Annotated in this window: 14 protein-coding genes; 4 read left to right on the top strand and 10 right to left on the bottom strand. The window is 61.5% G+C overall.

Going from position 1 to position 17578, the window contains the following annotated elements:
* Window positions 1-158: 158 nt before the first annotated feature.
* Complete coding sequence (locus BBBF_RS00070; protein ID WP_021647530.1) at window positions 159-518, bottom strand: LPXTG cell wall anchor domain-containing protein; 360 nt, start codon at window positions 516-518, stop codon at window positions 159-161.
* Window positions 519-826: 308 nt separating this feature from the next.
* Here BBBF_RS00070 and BBBF_RS00065 point away from each other — a divergent pair, with 308 nt between their 5' ends.
* Entirely contained in the window at window positions 827-1024 is a 198-nt protein-coding gene (locus BBBF_RS00065) for a substrate-binding domain-containing protein (protein WP_021647532.1), read from the top strand.
* 48 nt (window positions 1025-1072) lie between these two features.
* Here BBBF_RS00065 and BBBF_RS00060 read toward each other — a convergent pair whose 3' ends face one another.
* On the bottom strand, window positions 1073-2224 hold the full coding sequence (locus tag BBBF_RS00060; protein ID WP_021647533.1) for an alpha/beta hydrolase: 1152 nt from the start codon (window positions 2222-2224) through the stop codon (window positions 1073-1075).
* A 468-nt stretch (window positions 2225-2692) separates the two neighbouring features.
* Here BBBF_RS00060 and BBBF_RS00055 point away from each other — a divergent pair, with 468 nt between their 5' ends.
* The gene (locus tag BBBF_RS00055; protein WP_021647535.1) at window positions 2693-3721 is read left to right on the top strand and encodes a LacI family DNA-binding transcriptional regulator; all 1029 of its coding nucleotides are present in this window, start codon (window positions 2693-2695) and stop codon (window positions 3719-3721) included.
* A 261-nt stretch (window positions 3722-3982) separates the two neighbouring features.
* A complete protein-coding gene (locus BBBF_RS00050; RefSeq protein WP_021647536.1) occupies window positions 3983-4897 on the top strand; it encodes a family 43 glycosylhydrolase in 915 nt (304 codons plus the stop codon).
* A 416-nt stretch (window positions 4898-5313) separates the two neighbouring features.
* Here the strand turns inward: BBBF_RS00050 and BBBF_RS00045 are convergent, their stop codons facing one another.
* Entirely contained in the window at window positions 5314-5850 is a 537-nt protein-coding gene (locus tag BBBF_RS00045; protein ID WP_033509576.1) for a hypothetical protein, read from the bottom strand.
* A 25-nt stretch (window positions 5851-5875) separates the two neighbouring features.
* Between BBBF_RS00045 and BBBF_RS00040 the strand changes: the two genes are divergently transcribed.
* Window positions 5876-6130 (top strand): arabinofuranosidase, encoded by a 255-nt coding sequence (locus BBBF_RS00040; RefSeq protein WP_033509574.1) that lies wholly within the window; start codon window positions 5876-5878, stop codon window positions 6128-6130.
* Window positions 6131-6492: 362 nt separating this feature from the next.
* Here the strand turns inward: BBBF_RS00040 and BBBF_RS00035 are convergent, their stop codons facing one another.
* The 7 genes from BBBF_RS00035 to dnaA form a co-directional block, all read right to left on the bottom strand.
* A complete protein-coding gene (locus tag BBBF_RS00035; RefSeq protein WP_014759650.1) occupies window positions 6493-7050 on the bottom strand; it encodes a DUF3566 domain-containing protein in 558 nt (185 codons plus the stop codon).
* 59 nt (window positions 7051-7109) lie between these two features.
* Window positions 7110-9842: a DNA gyrase subunit A gene (gene gyrA / locus BBBF_RS00030; RefSeq protein WP_003819394.1), complete on the bottom strand. Its 2733-nt coding sequence runs from the start codon at window positions 9840-9842 to the stop codon at window positions 7110-7112.
* A 137-nt stretch (window positions 9843-9979) separates the two neighbouring features.
* A complete protein-coding gene (gene gyrB, locus BBBF_RS00025; protein ID WP_003815936.1) occupies window positions 9980-12142 on the bottom strand; it encodes a DNA topoisomerase (ATP-hydrolyzing) subunit B in 2163 nt (720 codons plus the stop codon).
* A 150-nt stretch (window positions 12143-12292) separates the two neighbouring features.
* Window positions 12293-12865, bottom strand: coding sequence for a DciA family protein (locus BBBF_RS00020; protein ID WP_021647540.1), 573 nt, complete (start codon window positions 12863-12865; stop codon window positions 12293-12295).
* A complete protein-coding gene (recF, locus tag BBBF_RS00015; RefSeq protein ID WP_033509571.1) occupies window positions 12862-14175 on the bottom strand; it encodes a DNA replication/repair protein RecF in 1314 nt (437 codons plus the stop codon). Before recF ends, BBBF_RS00020 begins: the two co-directional genes overlap by 4 nt.
* 87 nt (window positions 14176-14262) lie before the next feature.
* Window positions 14263-15387: a DNA polymerase III subunit beta gene (gene dnaN, locus BBBF_RS00010; protein ID WP_003815931.1), complete on the bottom strand. Its 1125-nt coding sequence runs from the start codon at window positions 15385-15387 to the stop codon at window positions 14263-14265.
* A 601-nt stretch (window positions 15388-15988) separates the two neighbouring features.
* Entirely contained in the window at window positions 15989-17578 is a 1590-nt protein-coding gene (gene dnaA / locus BBBF_RS00005) for a chromosomal replication initiator protein DnaA (protein ID WP_003815030.1), read from the bottom strand.

Below are 17578 nucleotides of genomic sequence, written 5' to 3'. Positions count from 1 at the left end.
GCCGGGAAGGCGGCTCTCGGGAACATCCCGTCCGCATCAAGCGCCCCCCCCCCATGCAATCAGTCGTCACGACATGCCGTCGGGGAATGATGGCCGCCACCGATTTCTCAGCGGCGGCCATCCCGACATGCCAGAATCTTGGGATGGCGGCTCGCCCCTTACTCGGCGCGGCGGCGCAGCAGCACCACGCCGGCACCGGCGGCCAGCAGCAGGACCGCGGCCACGGCGAACGCCATCGTCGAGGCACCCGTCTTGCTCAGGCCGCTCGGCTCGGTGGCATCCACCTTGCCGTTCGGGCTCGGCTTGACCGCCGGCTTCTGCGGCGCGGCAAGCGCGTCAGCCACCTGGGCGGGAGTCGCGTCCTCGTCGGCGGCGACCTTCTTCGCAGCGTCGAAGGCGGCCTCGAACTCGTCCGAGCCGGCCTCCGCGATCACCTCGTTCAGAGCTGTCTTGTCGGCGGACCTGACAGTCATCTCGAAGGACTTCGCGAAGTCCGTGCCCTTGAGCGCCACCGTCACCGTGACCTTGCCGGCCGCAGCGAACGGCTTCGCTGGATCAACAGGCTTACCGGCTAGGCGCGTCTTTATGGCGTGGCTAGTCCACGAAGTATCAATGTTCAGCCGATATTATCGACGTTGTGAAATGAAAGTAGGAGATGTGCTGTGATTAGTGATGCCGAGTTTGACCGTTGGGGCGAAGCCGCCGAGCGTGGCGATTACGGTGGAAGTAAGCTCGGGGTTTTGCTTAAAACAAACGGATTTATAAGCCCTCTCATTGTAGCAAGGGGTTGCCCGTCATCTAACCCAAACCGCCATAAGGAAATCCAATGGCAAAGATGGCTTTTACCGCCAGCCACGGCGCGCGGATGCTGAGGGAGTCGAACCCGCAGATCACCACTGTCGATCAGCACATGGAGATGCGCGGCAAGGTGATGGCCGACATCGTCATCAAAAAGATTCACGGCATCGACTCGCCGCGTACGGTGATGTTGCCGACCGAGCTGGTGGTGCGGCAGTCGGCGTGACCTGCGCAGGCTCGCAGCTGGATGCCGGCCGCGAGCCGTTGCGGGACCTCAGGATTTTGCGTCGGGGCCGACATCGGGATTCACGCCACCGACATGGCTGCCGGCCGCCACGACTGCGTCCAACGCGGTGCGCAGATGCGCAGGCGGAATCACCCTCCGCCACGCCATCAGAGAGGCCCAGTCGGCCACGATCCTGAAATACCTACGCCGCGCGGCCGGCCGCGACAGGCTCAGATCATGCAGGCCGCCGCGAATCGTCGCCAGCGTCACCACATCGCCGAGGTTGAGCGCCGCCTGGCGAATCGCCGTGATGTCCAGCACGGAATCCGCCTCGCGCATCGCCTCATCCCATGTGGGCTGCAGCATGGTCCGGTCGGACGTGCACACCAGCACGGGAATGCGGATGTCGAGCCGGCGCGACACCTCGGCCTGCGCATTGTAGATCGCCCGCATCCACCCGGCGCGGGGAAAGAAACGCTGCGGGTCCACCAGCGGATGGCGCAGATAATCCCAGTCGCCGCCGGTCTCGCAATCGATGCAGCGGCCGTAGAACCCCGGATCGCGCATCGGCATCACCGTTTTGCCGCCGCCCAGCTGGAACGCCTGAACCACGGGCGTCGACAGTATGCGGAACATGCGGTTGCCTTGCAATTCCAGCCAAGGCGAGTCCAGCGCGACCGCCTCGACGTGATGCGGCCGCTGCGAATTCAGCCACAACACCGAGCTCAGCCCGCCCTGCGAATGGGCGACCAGCAGGATGCGCACCTGCTCGCCCTGCTCGGCGACGACCAGGTCGCGTAGGGCGTTGAATTCCGCCGCATAATCGTGCAGATCCTCGATATATCCAGGGGTCTGTCCATCCCGCAACGACCGCCCGAACTTGCGCAGGTCGACGGCGTAGAAGGGAATGCCAAGCGATTCCCAGAACTCGGATTCGTGACGGCGGTAGAAATAGTCGTTCCACCCGTGCACGTACATCACCGCGAGCCGGTGCCCGCGCAGCGCGAACCGCTGACGCCTCCATCGCGCTCTCATGGGCAGCTTCGAGGGGTCCCGGCGCACGAATGTGGCGACGATATCGCCTTCGTCATCATGGCCGAGATGGATCGTCGCCTGCTGGTAGCCGTCCATTACGCAGTCGGGCTGCCAGTCGTCCACGGTGGGGCGCGCGGTGAGTTGGATATGCAGCGGATCGGTCATGATTTCAATGTACTCGCGTCGCGGGAACCGACAGGACGACTATGCCCCGCATTATCTGAACGCGAACGCGAAATACAACAGATTGCGCAGCCATGTCGGAATGCGTCGACACAGGCGAGCCACGGATGGCGAGCCACACGGCGGTCGGGCGGCGGACCGCGACTGAGGAAAGGCTCCGCATGCCACGGCCGGCACAACGACAGACACCCCTTGTGACCGTTTACATCATCTGCGTATACTCGAACCTGTACGCGGTCGTCCGACGACGGCCGCACGCGTAAAGGAACAATGATGTCAACAACTATTCACGCGCCGAACAAGGTAGCATCAACGAGCGGCAAACCGACCCGGCGTCTGGCGAACCGCACTCGGACGAAGTCGTCTGCACGTTCCAACGAAACACCGGTAGACCAGAACAGCGATAAGCAACCGGCGAATATCCAGCAACACGAAGCAAACACCGATGCCATGGATTCCATGGACGATGCACAGAAAAAGCCGACCATCCGCGACGTCGCCCGTCTCGCGGGAGTATCGTACGGAACGGTCTCCCGGTATCTGAACGGCAACACCCACGTCTCGCAGGACGCAGCCGAACGCATCGCAGCAGCCATCACCAAATCACAGTACACGCCGAACAACGCCGCACGCTCACTCGCGCAACGCCGCACACTCACCGTCGCGCTGATCATCCAGGTCGAATCGAACGAGACCATCGCGCAGGCCAGTATGTCAAGGGCGATGGCCGGCGCCAACCAGGTCCTCGGCGACGCGGGCTACCAGATGGTCACGCTGATCGCCAACAGCGAGGACTCCACGCGCCGCATCGCGCAGCTGGTGCAAAGCGACTTTTCGGACGGGTACCTGCTGTTCTCACTGAGCGAGGACAGCATGCTCGCCAACACGTTCGCATCGGTCAAGCGGCCGGTGGTCCTCTCGGAAGTCAGAGAACGCGAGAACCTGCCGTTCCCGGCCGTGGACTTCACCAACACCGAGGGGCAGCGCGACATCACGCGCTACCTGCTCGACCAGGGGAGGACCAAGCTGGTGTACGTGTGCGGCCCCGGATACTCACCATCGTCGAACAACCGCTTCGACGGCTTCAAGGCGGCGATGGGTGACCGGTTCAACGAGCGCCACGTCTACTACGCGGACGACTGGGAGGGCACCAGCGGCGAAATGGCCGTGGTCGAGTTCCAACCCATGCTTGACGAGCTGGACGGATTCGTGTGCGCCAACGACAGCATCGCGCTGGGCGTCATCAACCAGTTGAACCGGTTCGGGTATCGGGTGCCGGACGACATCGCGGTCACGGGATTCGACGATTCGCCAATCGCCCTGCTGGCGAACCCGAAGCTGACCACCGTGCGGCAGGATTCGCAGCTGCACGGCGAGACGATGTCGAGGCTGTTGCTGTCCATGCTGCAAGGCGACATCGTGGAGCCGCATTACGTGCAGCTGCTGCCGACGACCATCGCGGAACGCCAATCGGCGTGATCTAGGAAGAACCACGCTCTCAAAACTCGCAGATACAGGGCGAAAATAACGAATAGTCCCTTGTACCTGCGAATTTTGAGAGCCTCATATTGCAACGCACGACCCCACGCGGCCGTTGCCGGAGCGCCACCGCCGGGCGCACTCCGATTCTTCCGTATGTCGGCAAGGTTTTCACGATACAATGGTTCAGTCTGTAACCGGTCACAAGCAGTTGCGGACACGACAGATAATCAACAGCAGATCATCACGAAAGAGGAAATCATGGCTGATAGATTCGGAGCTTTTCTGCCTCACGACACCTCGGGCGACGTTGCCCAGCTGCACGGCATCGGTCTGCAAAAATTCGGCGACACCTGGTATGCATATGGCGAGAACAAGGTAAACGGCAATTTGTTCCAGGGCGTGTGCTGTTATACAACCACCGATTTCATCGCATGGCGCAGCCACGGCATCGTACTTGATGTGCAAGAAGACGGCTCCGCCCTCGCCTCCGACCGTATCGGCGAGCGGCCGAAGGTGCTGCATTGCCCCGCCACCGGCAAATATGTCATGTATATTCATGCCGAAACGCCCGACTACGGATACGCGCACATCGGCGTCGCCGTGGCCGACGCCCCGACCGGCCCGTTCGCATTCCAGACCACCATCACGTGGCGCGGCTACCTGAGCCGTGACATCGGCGTCTTCCAGGACGAGGACGGCAGCGGCTACATCATGAGCGAGGACCGCGACCATGGCACGCACATTTACCGTCTCGCCGACGACTACCTCACCATCGTCGAGGACGTCGCCTGCGAGCGTGCCACCGACTACCCATACGGCCTGGAATCGCCGACCATCATCAAGAAGGACGGCCTGTACTACTGGTTCGGCTCGCAACTGACCAGCTGGGACACCAACGACAACAAGTACTCCACCGCCACCGACCTGCACGGCCCGTGGAGCGAGTGGAAGCTGTTCGCGCCGAAGGGTGCAAAGACCTACGATTCGCAGGTCGATATCGTGGTGCCGCTGGACGACGACCCGTACAACAGCGAGCACTTCCTGTTCATCGGCGACCGCTGGCAGGAGCATGACCTCGGCAACTCGCCGATCGTACAGATGCCGATTTCCATCGCCGACGGCGTGGCGTCGCTGACGTGGAGCGACACCTACGAGGGCACCACCCACCGCTGATTTTCGCGGGTTTTCGCGGATCACGGATTTAGCCGACGTGGTCCGGCATTGAGAAACGGGCCTGTGGCATGATTTGCCGCAGGCCCGTTTCGCGTCCTTCGACATTCCCCGGACGGCAGCGACATCGTGACGGCACAACGGCGTGACGGCGCAGCAACGCAACAGCAGCAGGTACGGCCGGTTTGCGTTCCTAAGTGCGCGTCGAAACGACAAGTGCGCGAACATAAGAACGCAGATGGCTCTGTTTGCGTTCTTAAGTGCGCACGATCGTCGTTTCGGCGCGCACTTAGGCACGCAAACCGGCCACGCCAGCCACCGAGGCACCGGTCTTGGACAGACGTTCTGCTGACCGGCAGGCTTCTGCGCGCCAGGCTTCTTGCCCGGTTCGGTCTTGTCGGACATGACCTTGACGACCTTCAGACCATCGGCGGAGAACGTGTCGCCGACCGTGTACTCGGTCTTGGCGGGCTTCGCGGCCACCTTGATCGATTCGACGGTCGCCGGCTTCGGCTTCTCGGCCAGGGCGTTCTGTGCGGCGGTGAGGTTTTCAGTGCGGTGGCCACTTCGTCGACGGTTGCGTTCTTGTTGGCGGAGACCTCCTTGGCGGCGGGCTGACCGTCGAGCTCCACGTATGCGGAGGCGGTTTCACCCTCGGCGACGGTCGGCGTGAACGCGGTGGTCTTCAGCGTCGGCTTGGAGTCGGAGCGGACGAGCACCACATCGTCGATGTAGCCGTTGGCGTCATCGGCGAGACCCATGTCGGAGAAGCTCAGCCACAGAGCGCCTTCAGGCGCGGCGTCGGCGGGCACGGTGAACGTGGTGGTCACGTACTGCGGCTCACCAGCCTTCATGTCGGCGGTGGTCGATGCGGTGGCGAGCTCGTCCGTGTACTGTGCCCATGCGGAACCGGTGCCGCTGCCGGCCTTACGGCTCTTCACGGTCGCGGTGGCCACTTGGGATCAAAAGACTCGCGAAGGCATGATTCTGCTCGTCAACCGTGACGAGCACAACGCCCATGATGTGACAATCGGCCTGACATCGTTGCCTAGGCTGGGGGAGTGGCCGTCCGTCACCAGCTCGCAGATGCTGCACAGCGACGATATCTACCGCACCAATACGGCCGACGAGCCGGACGGCGTCACCTTGCAGCCGCTATCCGCCGCGCTTGATGAGGGTCGGATGACTGTTTCGTTGCCACCGGTCACATGGGCTTCGGTGAGGTTCACGGCCTGATTATCGCGAGCTCACGCTCTCAAAACTCGCAGATACAGGGCCGAATTCAACAGAAATGGTCTGTATCTGCGAGTTTTGAGAGCGTGATTTTCCTATCAACAACATAATGGGGGCTCCCGATCATCGGGAACTCCCATTATTCGTCGTCATGTGCTGACAACCCGCGCCGGCAACGCGGTCATGTGGCGCTGTCGCCAATCAGCGGCAACGCCACGAACCTTGGCCTCCTGAAGGCCTGAGCGGACGGCTTCCACGAAGCGGCGGTGTAGTCTTTTCCTGCGCCGGCGATGATGAGATATACAAACCCCGCGGGCGTTGCCTCCGCGGGGTTCGTAACGGGATGTATCAGGGATTCGATTGGATCAGTCGTCGCCCAGAGTGATATGTACGCCGCCGACAAGCGCGCTGATCACGTTGTACAGCAGCGCGATGATGGTGGCAAGGAGCGTCACCAGCACGACGCCGACGATCGCCAGAATGGTGACCACCGACAGTACCGTGGACAGGCTGAACACGCTGGACAGGTTCAGGCTGTCGGCGGCCAGACCGGTGGACGAGACGATATTGTTCAGCTGGTCGAACACGCCGACCGCGTCAAGCAGCAGCCAGACCAGGGCGGCGGCAAGCACTTCGATGATCGCGCCGGCGATTGACAGCATGAACGTCACCTTCGCCACGGACCATGCGTTCACATGGGTCAGCGACAGGTTCATGCGGCGGGCGCGCGGCGTCGAACGGCGCGGTGAACGCAGGGACGCACGCGTTTTGTTGGCGCGCGGCTCGCTCTCCGACTGCGGCTGGTTGGAAATAGAGCGCGCGACCCGAGGGGCGCTTTCGCGGACACCTTCGTGCGGTTCTGCATTGTCATGCGGACCGGGCACGAACATGTCGGTCCGTCCGGGTTCGAGGTTGTCACTCATCGTTGCTCCTTGTCGTTCCCCGATGACTCTTAGCCGAGGCTACCAGTTTTCTGAGACGATTATGCCTCGTCATCAGTGTTGTTCACATTCTCGTCAGATGCCGCGCCCGAATCACTGCCGGATGCGACGCTATCCGCGGTATCCGGAGTGTTTTCGGCCGTATCGGGAGACGTGGTCGCGGATGCGGCCGCAGCCGTATCATCCGTCGTCTCGACTTCGTCTTCGCCGGTTTCCTCGTTGCGGGCGATGGAGATAATCTCGTCGCCCTTGTCGGGCTTAGCGAGCGTCACGCCCTGCGTGGTGCGGCCGGTGCGCTTGACTTCGGTGACGTTGGAACGGATCACTTTGCCGGACTTCATGATCGCCATGACCTGATCGTCTTCGCTTACGATCAGGGCACCGACCAGCGATCCGCGACCTTCGGCGAGCTGTACCGCCTTGACGCCGAAACCGTTACGCCCCTGCAGTCGGTATTCGCTGATCGCGGTGCGCTTGGCGAAGCCCTCATTGGTGACCACGAGCAGGTCCTGCTTGGAGTCCTCCGGAACCACGTCCATGGCGAGCAGTTCGTCATCCCCGCGGAACTTCATGCCCTGCACGCCGGCGGTCTGGCGTCCCATCGGACGCAGCTGGTCGTTGTCCGCCGCGAACTTGAGGCTCATGCCCTGCTTGGAGACGAGGATGATGTCGTCTGCGGCGTTGCACAGCGCGGCGCCGATCAGCTCGTCCGTGGGCTCGCCGGTCTCCTCGTCGGCCGCGAGACGAACCGCGATGAGTCCGCCCTGACGCGGCGAATCGTACTCGGCCAGCGCGGTCTTCTTGACCTTGCCGGTGCGGGTGGCAAGCACCAGATACTTGGCGACCTCGTAGTTCGGAATCGACAGCACGGTCTGAATCGTCTCGTCGGGACCGAACTGCAGCAGGTTCGCCACGTGCTGGCCCTTGGAATCGCGCGAGCCTTCGGGCAGCTCGTACGCCTTGATGCGGTAGACGCGGCCCTTGTTGGTGAAGAACAGCAGCCAGTTATGCGTGGACGTGAGGAAGAAGTGATCCACCACGTCATCCTCACGCAGCTTGGCGCCCTTGATGCCCTTGCCGCCGCGATGCTGTGCGCGGTATTCGTTGGCCTTGGTGCGCTTGATGAAGCCGGAGTGCGTGACGGTGACCACCACGTTCTCCTCGGCGATCAGGTCTTCGACGTTCATCTCGCCCGAGTAGGGGAGGATCTTCGTGCGACGTTCGTCACCGTATTTCGCGACGATCTCGTCGAGCTCGTCGCCGACGATCGTACGCTGGCGTTCCGGCTTGGCGAGGATGTCGTTGTAGTCGGCAATCTTGCGCATGAGTTCCTCATGCTCGTCGATGATCTTCTGGCGTTCCATGTTGGCCAGTCGAACCAGCTGCATGGAAAGGATGGCGTCGGCCTGCACCTGATCGATGTCAAGGAACTCCATCAGCTTCGGCCGGGCGTCCTCGCGGCCCTGGCTGGAGCGGATGAGGCGGATGACCTCGTCGATGGCGTCCATGGCCTTGAGCAGGCCCTGCAGGATGTGGTCGCGTTCCTCGGCCTCGCGCTTGAGGTAACGGGTACGGCGTTCGATGACTTCGAGCTGGTGGTTCACCCAATGGCGGATGAAGGCGTCGAGGCTCAGCGTGCGCGGCACGCCGTCGACCAGCGCGAGCATGTTCGCGCCGAACGTCTGCTGCAGCTGGGAGTGCTTGTACAGGTTGTTGAGCACGACCTTCGGCACGGCGTCGCGCTTGAGCACGAGCACGAGTCGCTGGCCGGTACGGCCCGACGTCTCGTCGCGCATGTCGGCGATGCCCTGGATCTTGCCGTCGCGCACGCCTTCTCGGATGGAAGCGGCCAGACGGTCGGGATTCACCTGATACGGCAGCTCGGTGACCACCAGGCACATACGGCCCTTGATCTCCTCGGTGTTGACCACCGCGCGCATCGTAATCAGGCCGCGGCCGGTGCGGTACGCCTGCTCGATGCCCTTGTGGCCGAGGATCGTGGCACCGGTCGGGAAGTCCGGTCCCTTGATGATGCCGATGAGTGCGTTCAGCAGCTCTTCACGGCTCGCTTCGGGATGATCGAGCGTCCAATGCACGCCTTCCGCCAGCTCGCGCATGTTGTGCGGCGGAATGTTGGTCGCCATGCCGACGGCGATGCCGGACGAGCCGTTGGCCAGCAGGTTCGGGAAGCGCGCGGGCAACACGGTGGGTTCCTGCGTACGGCCATCGTAGTTGGGCACGAAGTCGACGGTGTCCTTGTCGATGTCTCGCACCATTTCCATCGCAAGCGGCATCATGCGGCACTCGGTGTAACGCATGGCTGCGGGCGGGTCGTCACCGGCCGAGCCGAAGTTGCCCTGCCCGTCGACCAGCGTGTATCGCATCGACCACGGCTGGGCCATGCGCACCAGCGAATCGTAGATCGCGGCGTCGCCGTGTGGGTGGTAGTTGCCCATCACGTCGGCGACGGGTCGGGCGCACTTGGAATAGCCGCGATCAGGACGGTAGCCGCCGTCATACATCGCGTACACGATGCGGCGGTGCACCGGCTTCATGCCGTCGCGCACATCCGGAAGGGCTCGTTCGACGATGACGGAGATGGCATAGTCGAGGTACGACTGACGCATCTCCTTCTGGATGTCGGTGTGGGCCACGCGATTGTCGTCGAGGACCAACTGTTCGTTGGCCTGAGGGCTGATGGGCTCCATCGAGTGTTCGGCACGCTCGTCGTTCTGCTCCGGCAGGTCGGTGCCGTTGCTGTTTTCGTCTGCCACTTGGTTGTCCTTTGGTTAAATTCTGTTCGACCGTATGTTGGATGTCGTTTCTGTCGCTGTCATCGGGGGGGGATCGGAACCACCCCCAGCCAGCTGCGCTGACAGCCCCCCCCCGCCGGCGGGCTTGGATTAGAACCTTAAGCGTCGATGAAGCGCACATCCTTGGCATTGCGTTGGATGAAAAGACGGCGCGGTTCCACGTCGTCGCCCATCAGCATCGAGAAGGTCTCGTCCGCTGCCGCGGCATCCTCGATGTGAATCTGCTTCAGGATGCGGTGCTCAGGATCCATGGTGGTCTCCCACAGCTCCTGGTAGGTCATCTCGCCCAGACCCTTGTAGCGCTGGATGCCTTCGCCCTTGGGCAGCTGCCGGCCTGCGGCCTTGCCTTGGGCGAGTTTCTCGTCGCGTTCGCGGTCGGTGTACACGTAATCATGATCGCCGCGCGTCCACTTGAGACGGTACAGCGGAGGCATGGCCACATACACGTATCCTGCGGTGATCATCGGTCGCATGTAACGGAAGAACAGCGTCAGGTTCAGCGTGGCGATATGGGCACCGTCCACATCTGCATCGGCCATGATGATGACCTTGTGGTAGCGCACCTTGCTCACGTCGAATTCCTCGCCATAGCCGCCGCCGACCGCGGTGATCAGCGACTCGATGGTGTCGGACTTCATCATGCGGTCGATGGAGGCGCGTTCGGTGTTGAGAATCTTGCCTCGAAGCGGCAGGATGGCCTGCGTTTCCGGGTTTCGCCCTTGAATGGCGGAGCCGCCTGCCGAATCACCCTCGACGATGAACAGCTCGCACTCTTCGGGGTTGCTGGACTGGCAGTCCTTGAGCTTGTCGGGCATGCCGGCCGACTCGAAAATCGACTTGCGCCGGGTGTTCTCGCGGGCTTTCTTCGCCGCGATGCGGGCGCGGGAGGCTTCGATGGCCTTCTGGATGATGTTCTTGGCCTCTGCGGGGTGCGCGTCGAACCAGTCGCCGAGCTTGTCGGTCATCACGCGTTGCACGAAGGTCTTCGCCTCGGAGTTGCCGAGCTTGGTCTTCGTCTGCCCTTCGAACTGAGGAGTGGTCAGCTTGACGGACACGACGGCGGTCAGGCCTTCGCGCACATCGTCGCCGGAGAGGTTGTCATCCTTCTCCTTGAGGATGTTCTTGTCTCGCGCATACCGGTTCACCAGCGAGGTCAGCGCTGCACGGAAGCCTTCTTCGTGCGTGCCGCCTTCTGTGGTGGAGATCGTGTTCGCGAACGTGTGCACAGCCTCGGAATACGCGGTGGTCCACTGCATCGCGACCTCGGCCGAGATGCCGATCTTGAGGTCTTCGGCCTCGAAATCGATGACATCCTCCTCGACGGGAGTGGCCTTGCGGGACTTGACCAGGTACGAGACATAATCCTTGATGCCGTTCATGTACTGGTAAGTCACGCTCTGGTGCTTCGGCTCGGTGGAATCGTCATCGCCGGCCACTTCGTCGCCGGCCAGATCCGGCTCGCGCAGGTCGGTGAGTGAAATCTTCAGTCCCTTGTTCAGGAACGCCATCTGCTGGAAGCGGGAGCGCAGCGTCTCGAAGTCGTATACCGTGCTTTCGAAGATCGCCGCATCGGGCCAGAACGTCACGGAAGTGCCGGTCGACTCATCCTCGGCCATCGGGGCGCCCTTGGCGAGGCGGGCCGTCGGATGCTGGTTGACGTATGTCTGGGTCCAGTGGAATCCCTGGCGCCGCACTTCGATATCGACTCGCGTCGACAGCGCGTTGACCACGGAGATGCCGACACCGTGAAGGCCACCGGACACCGCGTATCCGCCGCCGCCGAATTTACCGCCGGCGTGCAGCTTGGTCATCACGGTCTCGACGCCGGAGACGCCTTCGCCGGGAACTTCGTCGACCGGGATGCCTCGACCGTCGTCAACGACGCGGATGCCGTTGTCCGGCAGGATCGTCACTTCGATATGCGTGGCGTAGCCGGCCAGTGCCTCGTCGACGGAGTTGTCGACGATCTCGTAGACCAGGTGGTGCAGACCGCGCGGGCCGGTGGAGCCGATGTACATGCCCGGGCGGATGCGCACCGCCTCAAGGCCTTCCAGCACCTTCAGGTCGCTGGCGTCATAATGGTCGGGCGATAAGGTGTCGTCAAGCTGGGCATCATCGAGCTCGTCCTGGGCGATGGCTTCATCGACCTCGCGGTCATGCTGCTCGGCGCTGCTCGCCGTCAGACCGCTGCCCGGAGCCTGCTCAGGCATGCCGGACTCGTCACGGGATTCATGTTCGGAATCCGATTCAAGAACTGCCACTAACGGTTTCCTTCCTGCATATTCTTTCGTCATGAAAGGTTGTTCTGCGGGCGATACGCTCTAAAACGCGAATAACGGGGGTTTCTAAGCGCTGAACCTATTATCCGCCAATCCTACCCGTCTACGGGGACTTTGGCTCTCTGAGCGAATTTAGCGCCTCTTCATCCTTGAGCCGCGAAATGTCGCGGCACGGGGGCCTGTTACCTGGATCTTGTGGACGTCCAACCCCTGCAGGCGCTCCTTGATGGTACGTTCCAGCTGCGGAATCAGGTAGGTGAGCTGGGTGGCCCAAGCCGCGGAATCGGCACGGATGGTCATGACTCCGTCGCGCAGCCCGATGACCTGCGAATGCTGGGCGATGACCGGTCCGACCACCTGATCCCAGTGATTGCGCAGCTGCGCGATTTTCAGATACGGTATCCAATGACCGTTATTCGCAATCAGCGCCGTTACGCTGCCCAAGGTGCTCGGGTCACGGCCCGGCTTGCCGAAGTTCTCCCATGCGGCCTCGGCGTCAATCATCCGCTGACGCCTTCTTCCCGCCATCTTGGCGATGTGCTCGAACACCGTGGCGGGCAGTTTGCGCTGGTCGAGATGCAGGGTCGCGCAAATCGGCTCGTGCGAATCGTGTACATTGCCCGGCTTGACCGCGCTGCCCGGCTTGTCGGGCCTGCTCGGTGCCCCCGGCCCACTCGGCGTATTCGGCTTGCGGGGTTCGGTCATTGTTCGCCGGCCCTCTCGGCATCCGCTTCGTCGCGCCGTTTGAGATCGGCCACTGCGATGCGGTTCACCGGTATCTCGCCGGATTCTGCCGACTCGTTCGCCGGCAGTATCGGAATATCGCTTTCCGCGGCCGCGGTGATCAGTACCTGATCCTGAGCCGCGGCAAAATGCAGGATCTCGGTGCGGCGCGATTCGTCGAGCTGAGCGAACACATCGTCGAGAATCACCACCGGCCTGGTGTCGAAATACTCGCAGAGGGCCCGGTATTGTGCCATCTTCAATGCCAGGGCCAACGTCCACATCTCGCCGTTGGAGGCGAATTCCCTGGCCGGCATGCCATTGAGCGTCACCAACAGGTCATCTCGTTGCGGGCCGATCAGATTGACGCCGCGAGACACCTCGCCGGGATAGATGCGCTGGAAATGCTGGCTTATCAACGGTTCGGGCGCCTGTGTTCCAAGGATCTCGTCGAATGACGGCACGTATTCGACCGCTGCCTGCTCACCACCATTCTGCGCGGTATCCTGAATTTCCGCATTGGAAGGCAAGTCGCCCGCCACACCGGCCAATCTGGCATACAGCGGGCCGAACGACTTGTTCAGTTCCGCGATGATGCGCTGCCTGTCGCGGCTGAGCGCGACTCCCGCCTCGATGAACTGTCCGGTCCAGATCTCCAGCCCGCTGAGCGCGGCGTCAATCGGGGATCCTGCACGCTGCCATTGACCGAGCTGTTTGAGCAGTGCCGCCCGTTGCTTGGCGACGTGCGTGAATGATTGCAACCGGTTCGCATATCCGGGAATCAGCAGCGAGGCGACCTGATTGATGAACGAGCGGCGCACGGCGGGGTCGCCCGCCACAAGCTGCTGATCCTCCGGAGTGAAGCTCACGGTCGGCAGCGTGCCGAGAATCTCCCGCAGATACCGCGACTGCCCGCCGTTGATGCGGGCGCGGTTGGCGCCGCGTGCCGCAATCGTGGCCTCAAGGGTGGTGGTCTGTGTCTGCCGGACCGGTTTCATGTCCGAGATATCCACGGCATCAGCGCTGGTATTGACGCCATCATCAGCGGGCTCCGGATCCGTCACGGATTCGATATTGGCCCGGATCGTCGCTGCATGTTCGCCGCGCTGCACCAGCGGAACCGAGCTGGATGTGCGATGGCTCAGGCCCGTGGACAGCACTTCTATCGCTTCGACGATGTTGGTTTTCCCAAGCCCGTTCGCCCCCTGCAGGATGTTGATGCCCGGCGTGAGGTCGAGCACGCAATGGTTCCATGACCGGTAATGGTCAAGCGCAAGACGCGAAATGTACAAGATGGGCTCCTGTCATGTCATCGCCGGCACCGTGTGTTTCGTCGGTGCCGGCGATTCGATTCGGATTCCAGTGTTCAGCCGTCGGGCTCAGCTGTTGAAACGCATCGGGACGAGCAGATAGCGGTAATCCATCGATTCGTCGCTGTCCGCCTCCTGCTGGCCGTTGAATTCGACGGGCTTGACGGCCGTGGTCATCTTCATGCGCACGAACGGCTCAGTGATGGCGCTCAGGCCTTCGATCAGGTAGGACGGGTTGAACGCGACGGTGATGTCCTCGCCGTCCATGTCGATGTCCAGCATTTCCTGCGCCTGGGCTTCGTCCACGGCGCCGGCGGACAGGGTGACTTCCTGGCCGGAGAACACCATGCGGATCGGGGCGTTGCGTTCGGCGACCAGCGCGACGCGCTTGATGGCGGCGATCAGCAGCTGCTTGTCGATGACGGCCTGAATCGGGTATTCGTCGGCGAACAGGCGGTCGACCGCAGGGAATTCGCCGTCGATCAGCTGGGATGTCGAGACGCGTCCGGCGTTCTCGAAACCGAGCAGCGTGGGGTTGTCGGCGTCGAAATCGATGACGACGTTCTGGTGATCGTCAAGTGCGCGGGCGACGTCGCGCAGCAGGGATCCGCGCACCAGTGTGGTCGTAGAGGTGTCGATGTTCTGCGGCGTCCAGGTGAACGTGGCGCGGGACAGGCGGAAACGGTCGGTCGAGGTCATGGTGACTTTGTCGCCGTCGAACTGCATGCGCACGCCGGTCAGCACCGGGCGGTTCTCCTCGCGGGAGACCGCGACGCTGGCCTGGGTTACGGCCTGGATGAACGTGGGTGCGTCGACCTGGCCGAGCTTTGCCGGCACGACCGGCAGATCCGGGTATTCGGCATCGGGCATGAGCTGCATGGTGAACGTGGACTTGCCCGAGTTGATGGTCATGGTGGAGCCGTCGGTCGACAGGTAGGTCTTTTCGGCAGGCAGTGACTTGGTGATGTCGGCGAGGAGTTTGCCGAGTACCAGTGCGGTTCCGGGTTCGTCGATACCGGCTTCGATGTGGTGACGTGCGGAAATCTCGTAATTGAACGCGGACAGTTGAAGGGTGCCGTCGATGGCTTCGAGCTGGATACCTGCAAGGATGGGGCTTGCCGGTCGGGCGTCGATGACGCGGGTCGTCCAGGCTACGGCGTCGGCGAGAGCCGCGGAATCGATTTCTACTTTCATGGGTTCCCTCATTTCACGATGTGCTTGGCAACATTCTAGCGGGTCATGTTCGGATTGTTTTTTCTCATGCGCGAAGTGAGTTATCATCACGACGGTTATCGAGAGAGAAATAAGATAGTCGTAGTAATAAGCCCTGTGGATAGTGTGGATAACTGCGCGAATCCTTGTGTTTATATGGGCTGAGTAACCCACAGATTATGTGGATAACTTTCCGGACAAAATGTGCATAAGTACCGAGTTATCCACATTTTCGGCGAACTATTTTGATTGTCCACATTTCCTGTGGATTAATCCACTGTTCATCCACAAAAAATGTGCAGTAGTCCACAAGTTATCCGCAGGCTCTACCCACATTTGTGAATAAGCATGTGGATAACTTTTCCTTCAATCAGCAGATCGTTCGGCGTGTTGCGCCTGTTTTATTGTACAGATTAAATATGTATGTCTATATTATCTGAGTCTGATAGGCCCTGTCGACGGTGACGAATCAGGCCTTCATCCAGCAGAATCACGCACAGCGACGAAAAAAAGGCGTTTTTTGGTGTCTCAGCGCGATCGTGCCAGACGGGACCATTGCACAGCCGAGAGAAAACGACTGTCGTCACTCATTGCCGCGCTGCTTGAGGCGCGCGGTCAGCTCGGTCACGTAGTTGTAAATTTCAGGCTTTTCCTGCATATCATCGCTGACGCGGGTATACGCGTGCATGACCGTGGTGTGATCGCGGCCGCCGAACACTTCGCCGATATCGACCAGGCTCATGCTGGTCATCTCACGGGCAAGATACATGGCGACCTGACGGGCCAGCGCGATGTTTTTCGTTCGCGCGCGCCCGACGATGTCGTCGAATGTCAGATGGAAGTACTTCGCCGTCTGCCCGATGATGTCGGTCGGCTTGATTTCCACGTCGGTGGTGAAGAAGTCCTGCAGCGTCTGCTCGGCAAGCGCACGGGTCACCGGCTGACTGCTCAACGATGCCACCGCGCTCACGCGAATCAGGGCGCCTTCCAGCTCGCGGATGTTCTCGGTGAAGCGCTCCGCGATCAGATTCAGCACGTCATTCGGTGTCGAAGTGCCGTTCATCGAAGCCATCATGCGCAAAATAGCGATGCGGGTCTCAAGATCAGGCGGCTTGACATCGACGGTGAGTCCGGAGTCGAAACGCGAGATGAGTCGTGCCTCGAAGCCCTTGAGGTTCTTGGGCGCGACATCGGACGCGATGACGATACGCTTGTTGGCCTGATGCAGCGCGTTGAACGTGTGGAAGAACTGTTCGAGGGTCGCTTCCTTGCCGCCGAGGAACTGGATGTCGTCGATGAGCAACACGTCGACCTCGCGGTATCGGCGGTTGAATTCGGCGATACGGTTCTGGCTCTGGGCCGGGGTCTGCAGTGCCTCGATGAATTCGTTGGTGAATTCCTCGCTGTTGACGTATCGGACCTTGAGCGTGGGATCCTTGACCAATGCATAGTTGCCGATGGCGTTGAGCAGGTGGGTCTTGCCCAGTCCCGATCCGCCGTAGATACACAACGGGTTGAATTCCTGCCCGGTTCCCTCGGCGACCGCAAGCGCGACAGTGCGTGCGAAACGGTTGGAATCACCGGGAACGAACGTGTCGAACGTCGAGTTTTTGTTCAGATGGGTTTCCGGATCGCGCATCACCTTCTGCTGCCGTACCGGAAAACTCGGCTCGCCGGGTATTCGAGGAGCCGTGGCGCCTGGTTGCTGATTCGCCTCCGTCATTTCCGCGGAAATCGAATCGATGGAGGAGATTGACTGCATGCTGTTGGGCATGTAGGATTCCTGAGCCAGATCGGCGACGGTCGGCGACGGATTCGCAGGGAATGGTTCGCTCGGTTTCGCCGCAGTATCGGGATGCCGGTATTCCGGCGGCTGCGGTTCCGGTTGGGACACCTGAGGAGCCACGATTTTGAACGCCGGGAACATGTCGTTTCCGGATATGATTTTCAAAGCGTTGAGCAGCGGCGCATTGAGTTCATTCTGCAACGCTTGCTGCGTGGCCATGTTGCTTACGCACAATACGATGGTCGTGCCATATACCGCTTCCGGTACGACTCCTTCAAGCCAGCTCTTGTCGCGCGGCGACAGCGTGGGATTCTGCTTGAGCAGACGCAGCGTGTCCGACCATATCCGCGTGGCTTGCCCGGCTGGACCGAGAAGGTCATCCGACAT

The organism is Bifidobacterium bifidum ATCC 29521 = JCM 1255 = DSM 20456, from assembly GCF_001025135.1.
Lineage (GTDB): Bacteria > Actinomycetota > Actinomycetes > Actinomycetales > Bifidobacteriaceae > Bifidobacterium > Bifidobacterium bifidum.
Note: the sequence above shows the minus strand (reverse complement) of the source record. Positions and strands in the feature narration are given on the sequence as shown.

Coding starts and splice junctions, on each gene's coding strand:
- BBBF_RS00065 (WP_021647532.1), top strand. CDS start 827: ATGGCAAAGATGGCTTTTACCGCCAGCCACGGCGCGCGGATGCTGAGG.
- BBBF_RS00060 (WP_021647533.1), bottom strand. CDS start 2,224: ATGACCGATCCGCTGCATATCCAACTCACCGCGCGCCCCACCGTGGAC.
- BBBF_RS00055 (WP_021647535.1), top strand. CDS start 2,693: ATGGATTCCATGGACGATGCACAGAAAAAGCCGACCATCCGCGACGTC.
- BBBF_RS00050 (WP_021647536.1), top strand. CDS start 3,983: ATGGCTGATAGATTCGGAGCTTTTCTGCCTCACGACACCTCGGGCGAC.
- BBBF_RS00040 (WP_033509574.1), top strand. CDS start 5,876: ATGATTCTGCTCGTCAACCGTGACGAGCACAACGCCCATGATGTGACA.
- BBBF_RS00035 (WP_014759650.1), bottom strand. CDS start 7,050: ATGAGTGACAACCTCGAACCCGGACGGACCGACATGTTCGTGCCCGGT.
- BBBF_RS00020 (WP_021647540.1), bottom strand. CDS start 12,865: ATGACCGAACCCCGCAAGCCGAATACGCCGAGTGGGCCGGGGGCACCG.
- dnaN (WP_003815931.1), bottom strand. CDS start 15,387: ATGAAAGTAGAAATCGATTCCGCGGCTCTCGCCGACGCCGTAGCCTGG.
- dnaA (WP_003815030.1), bottom strand. CDS start 17,578: ATGTCGGATGACCTTCTCGGTCCAGCCGGGCAAGCCACGCGGATATGG.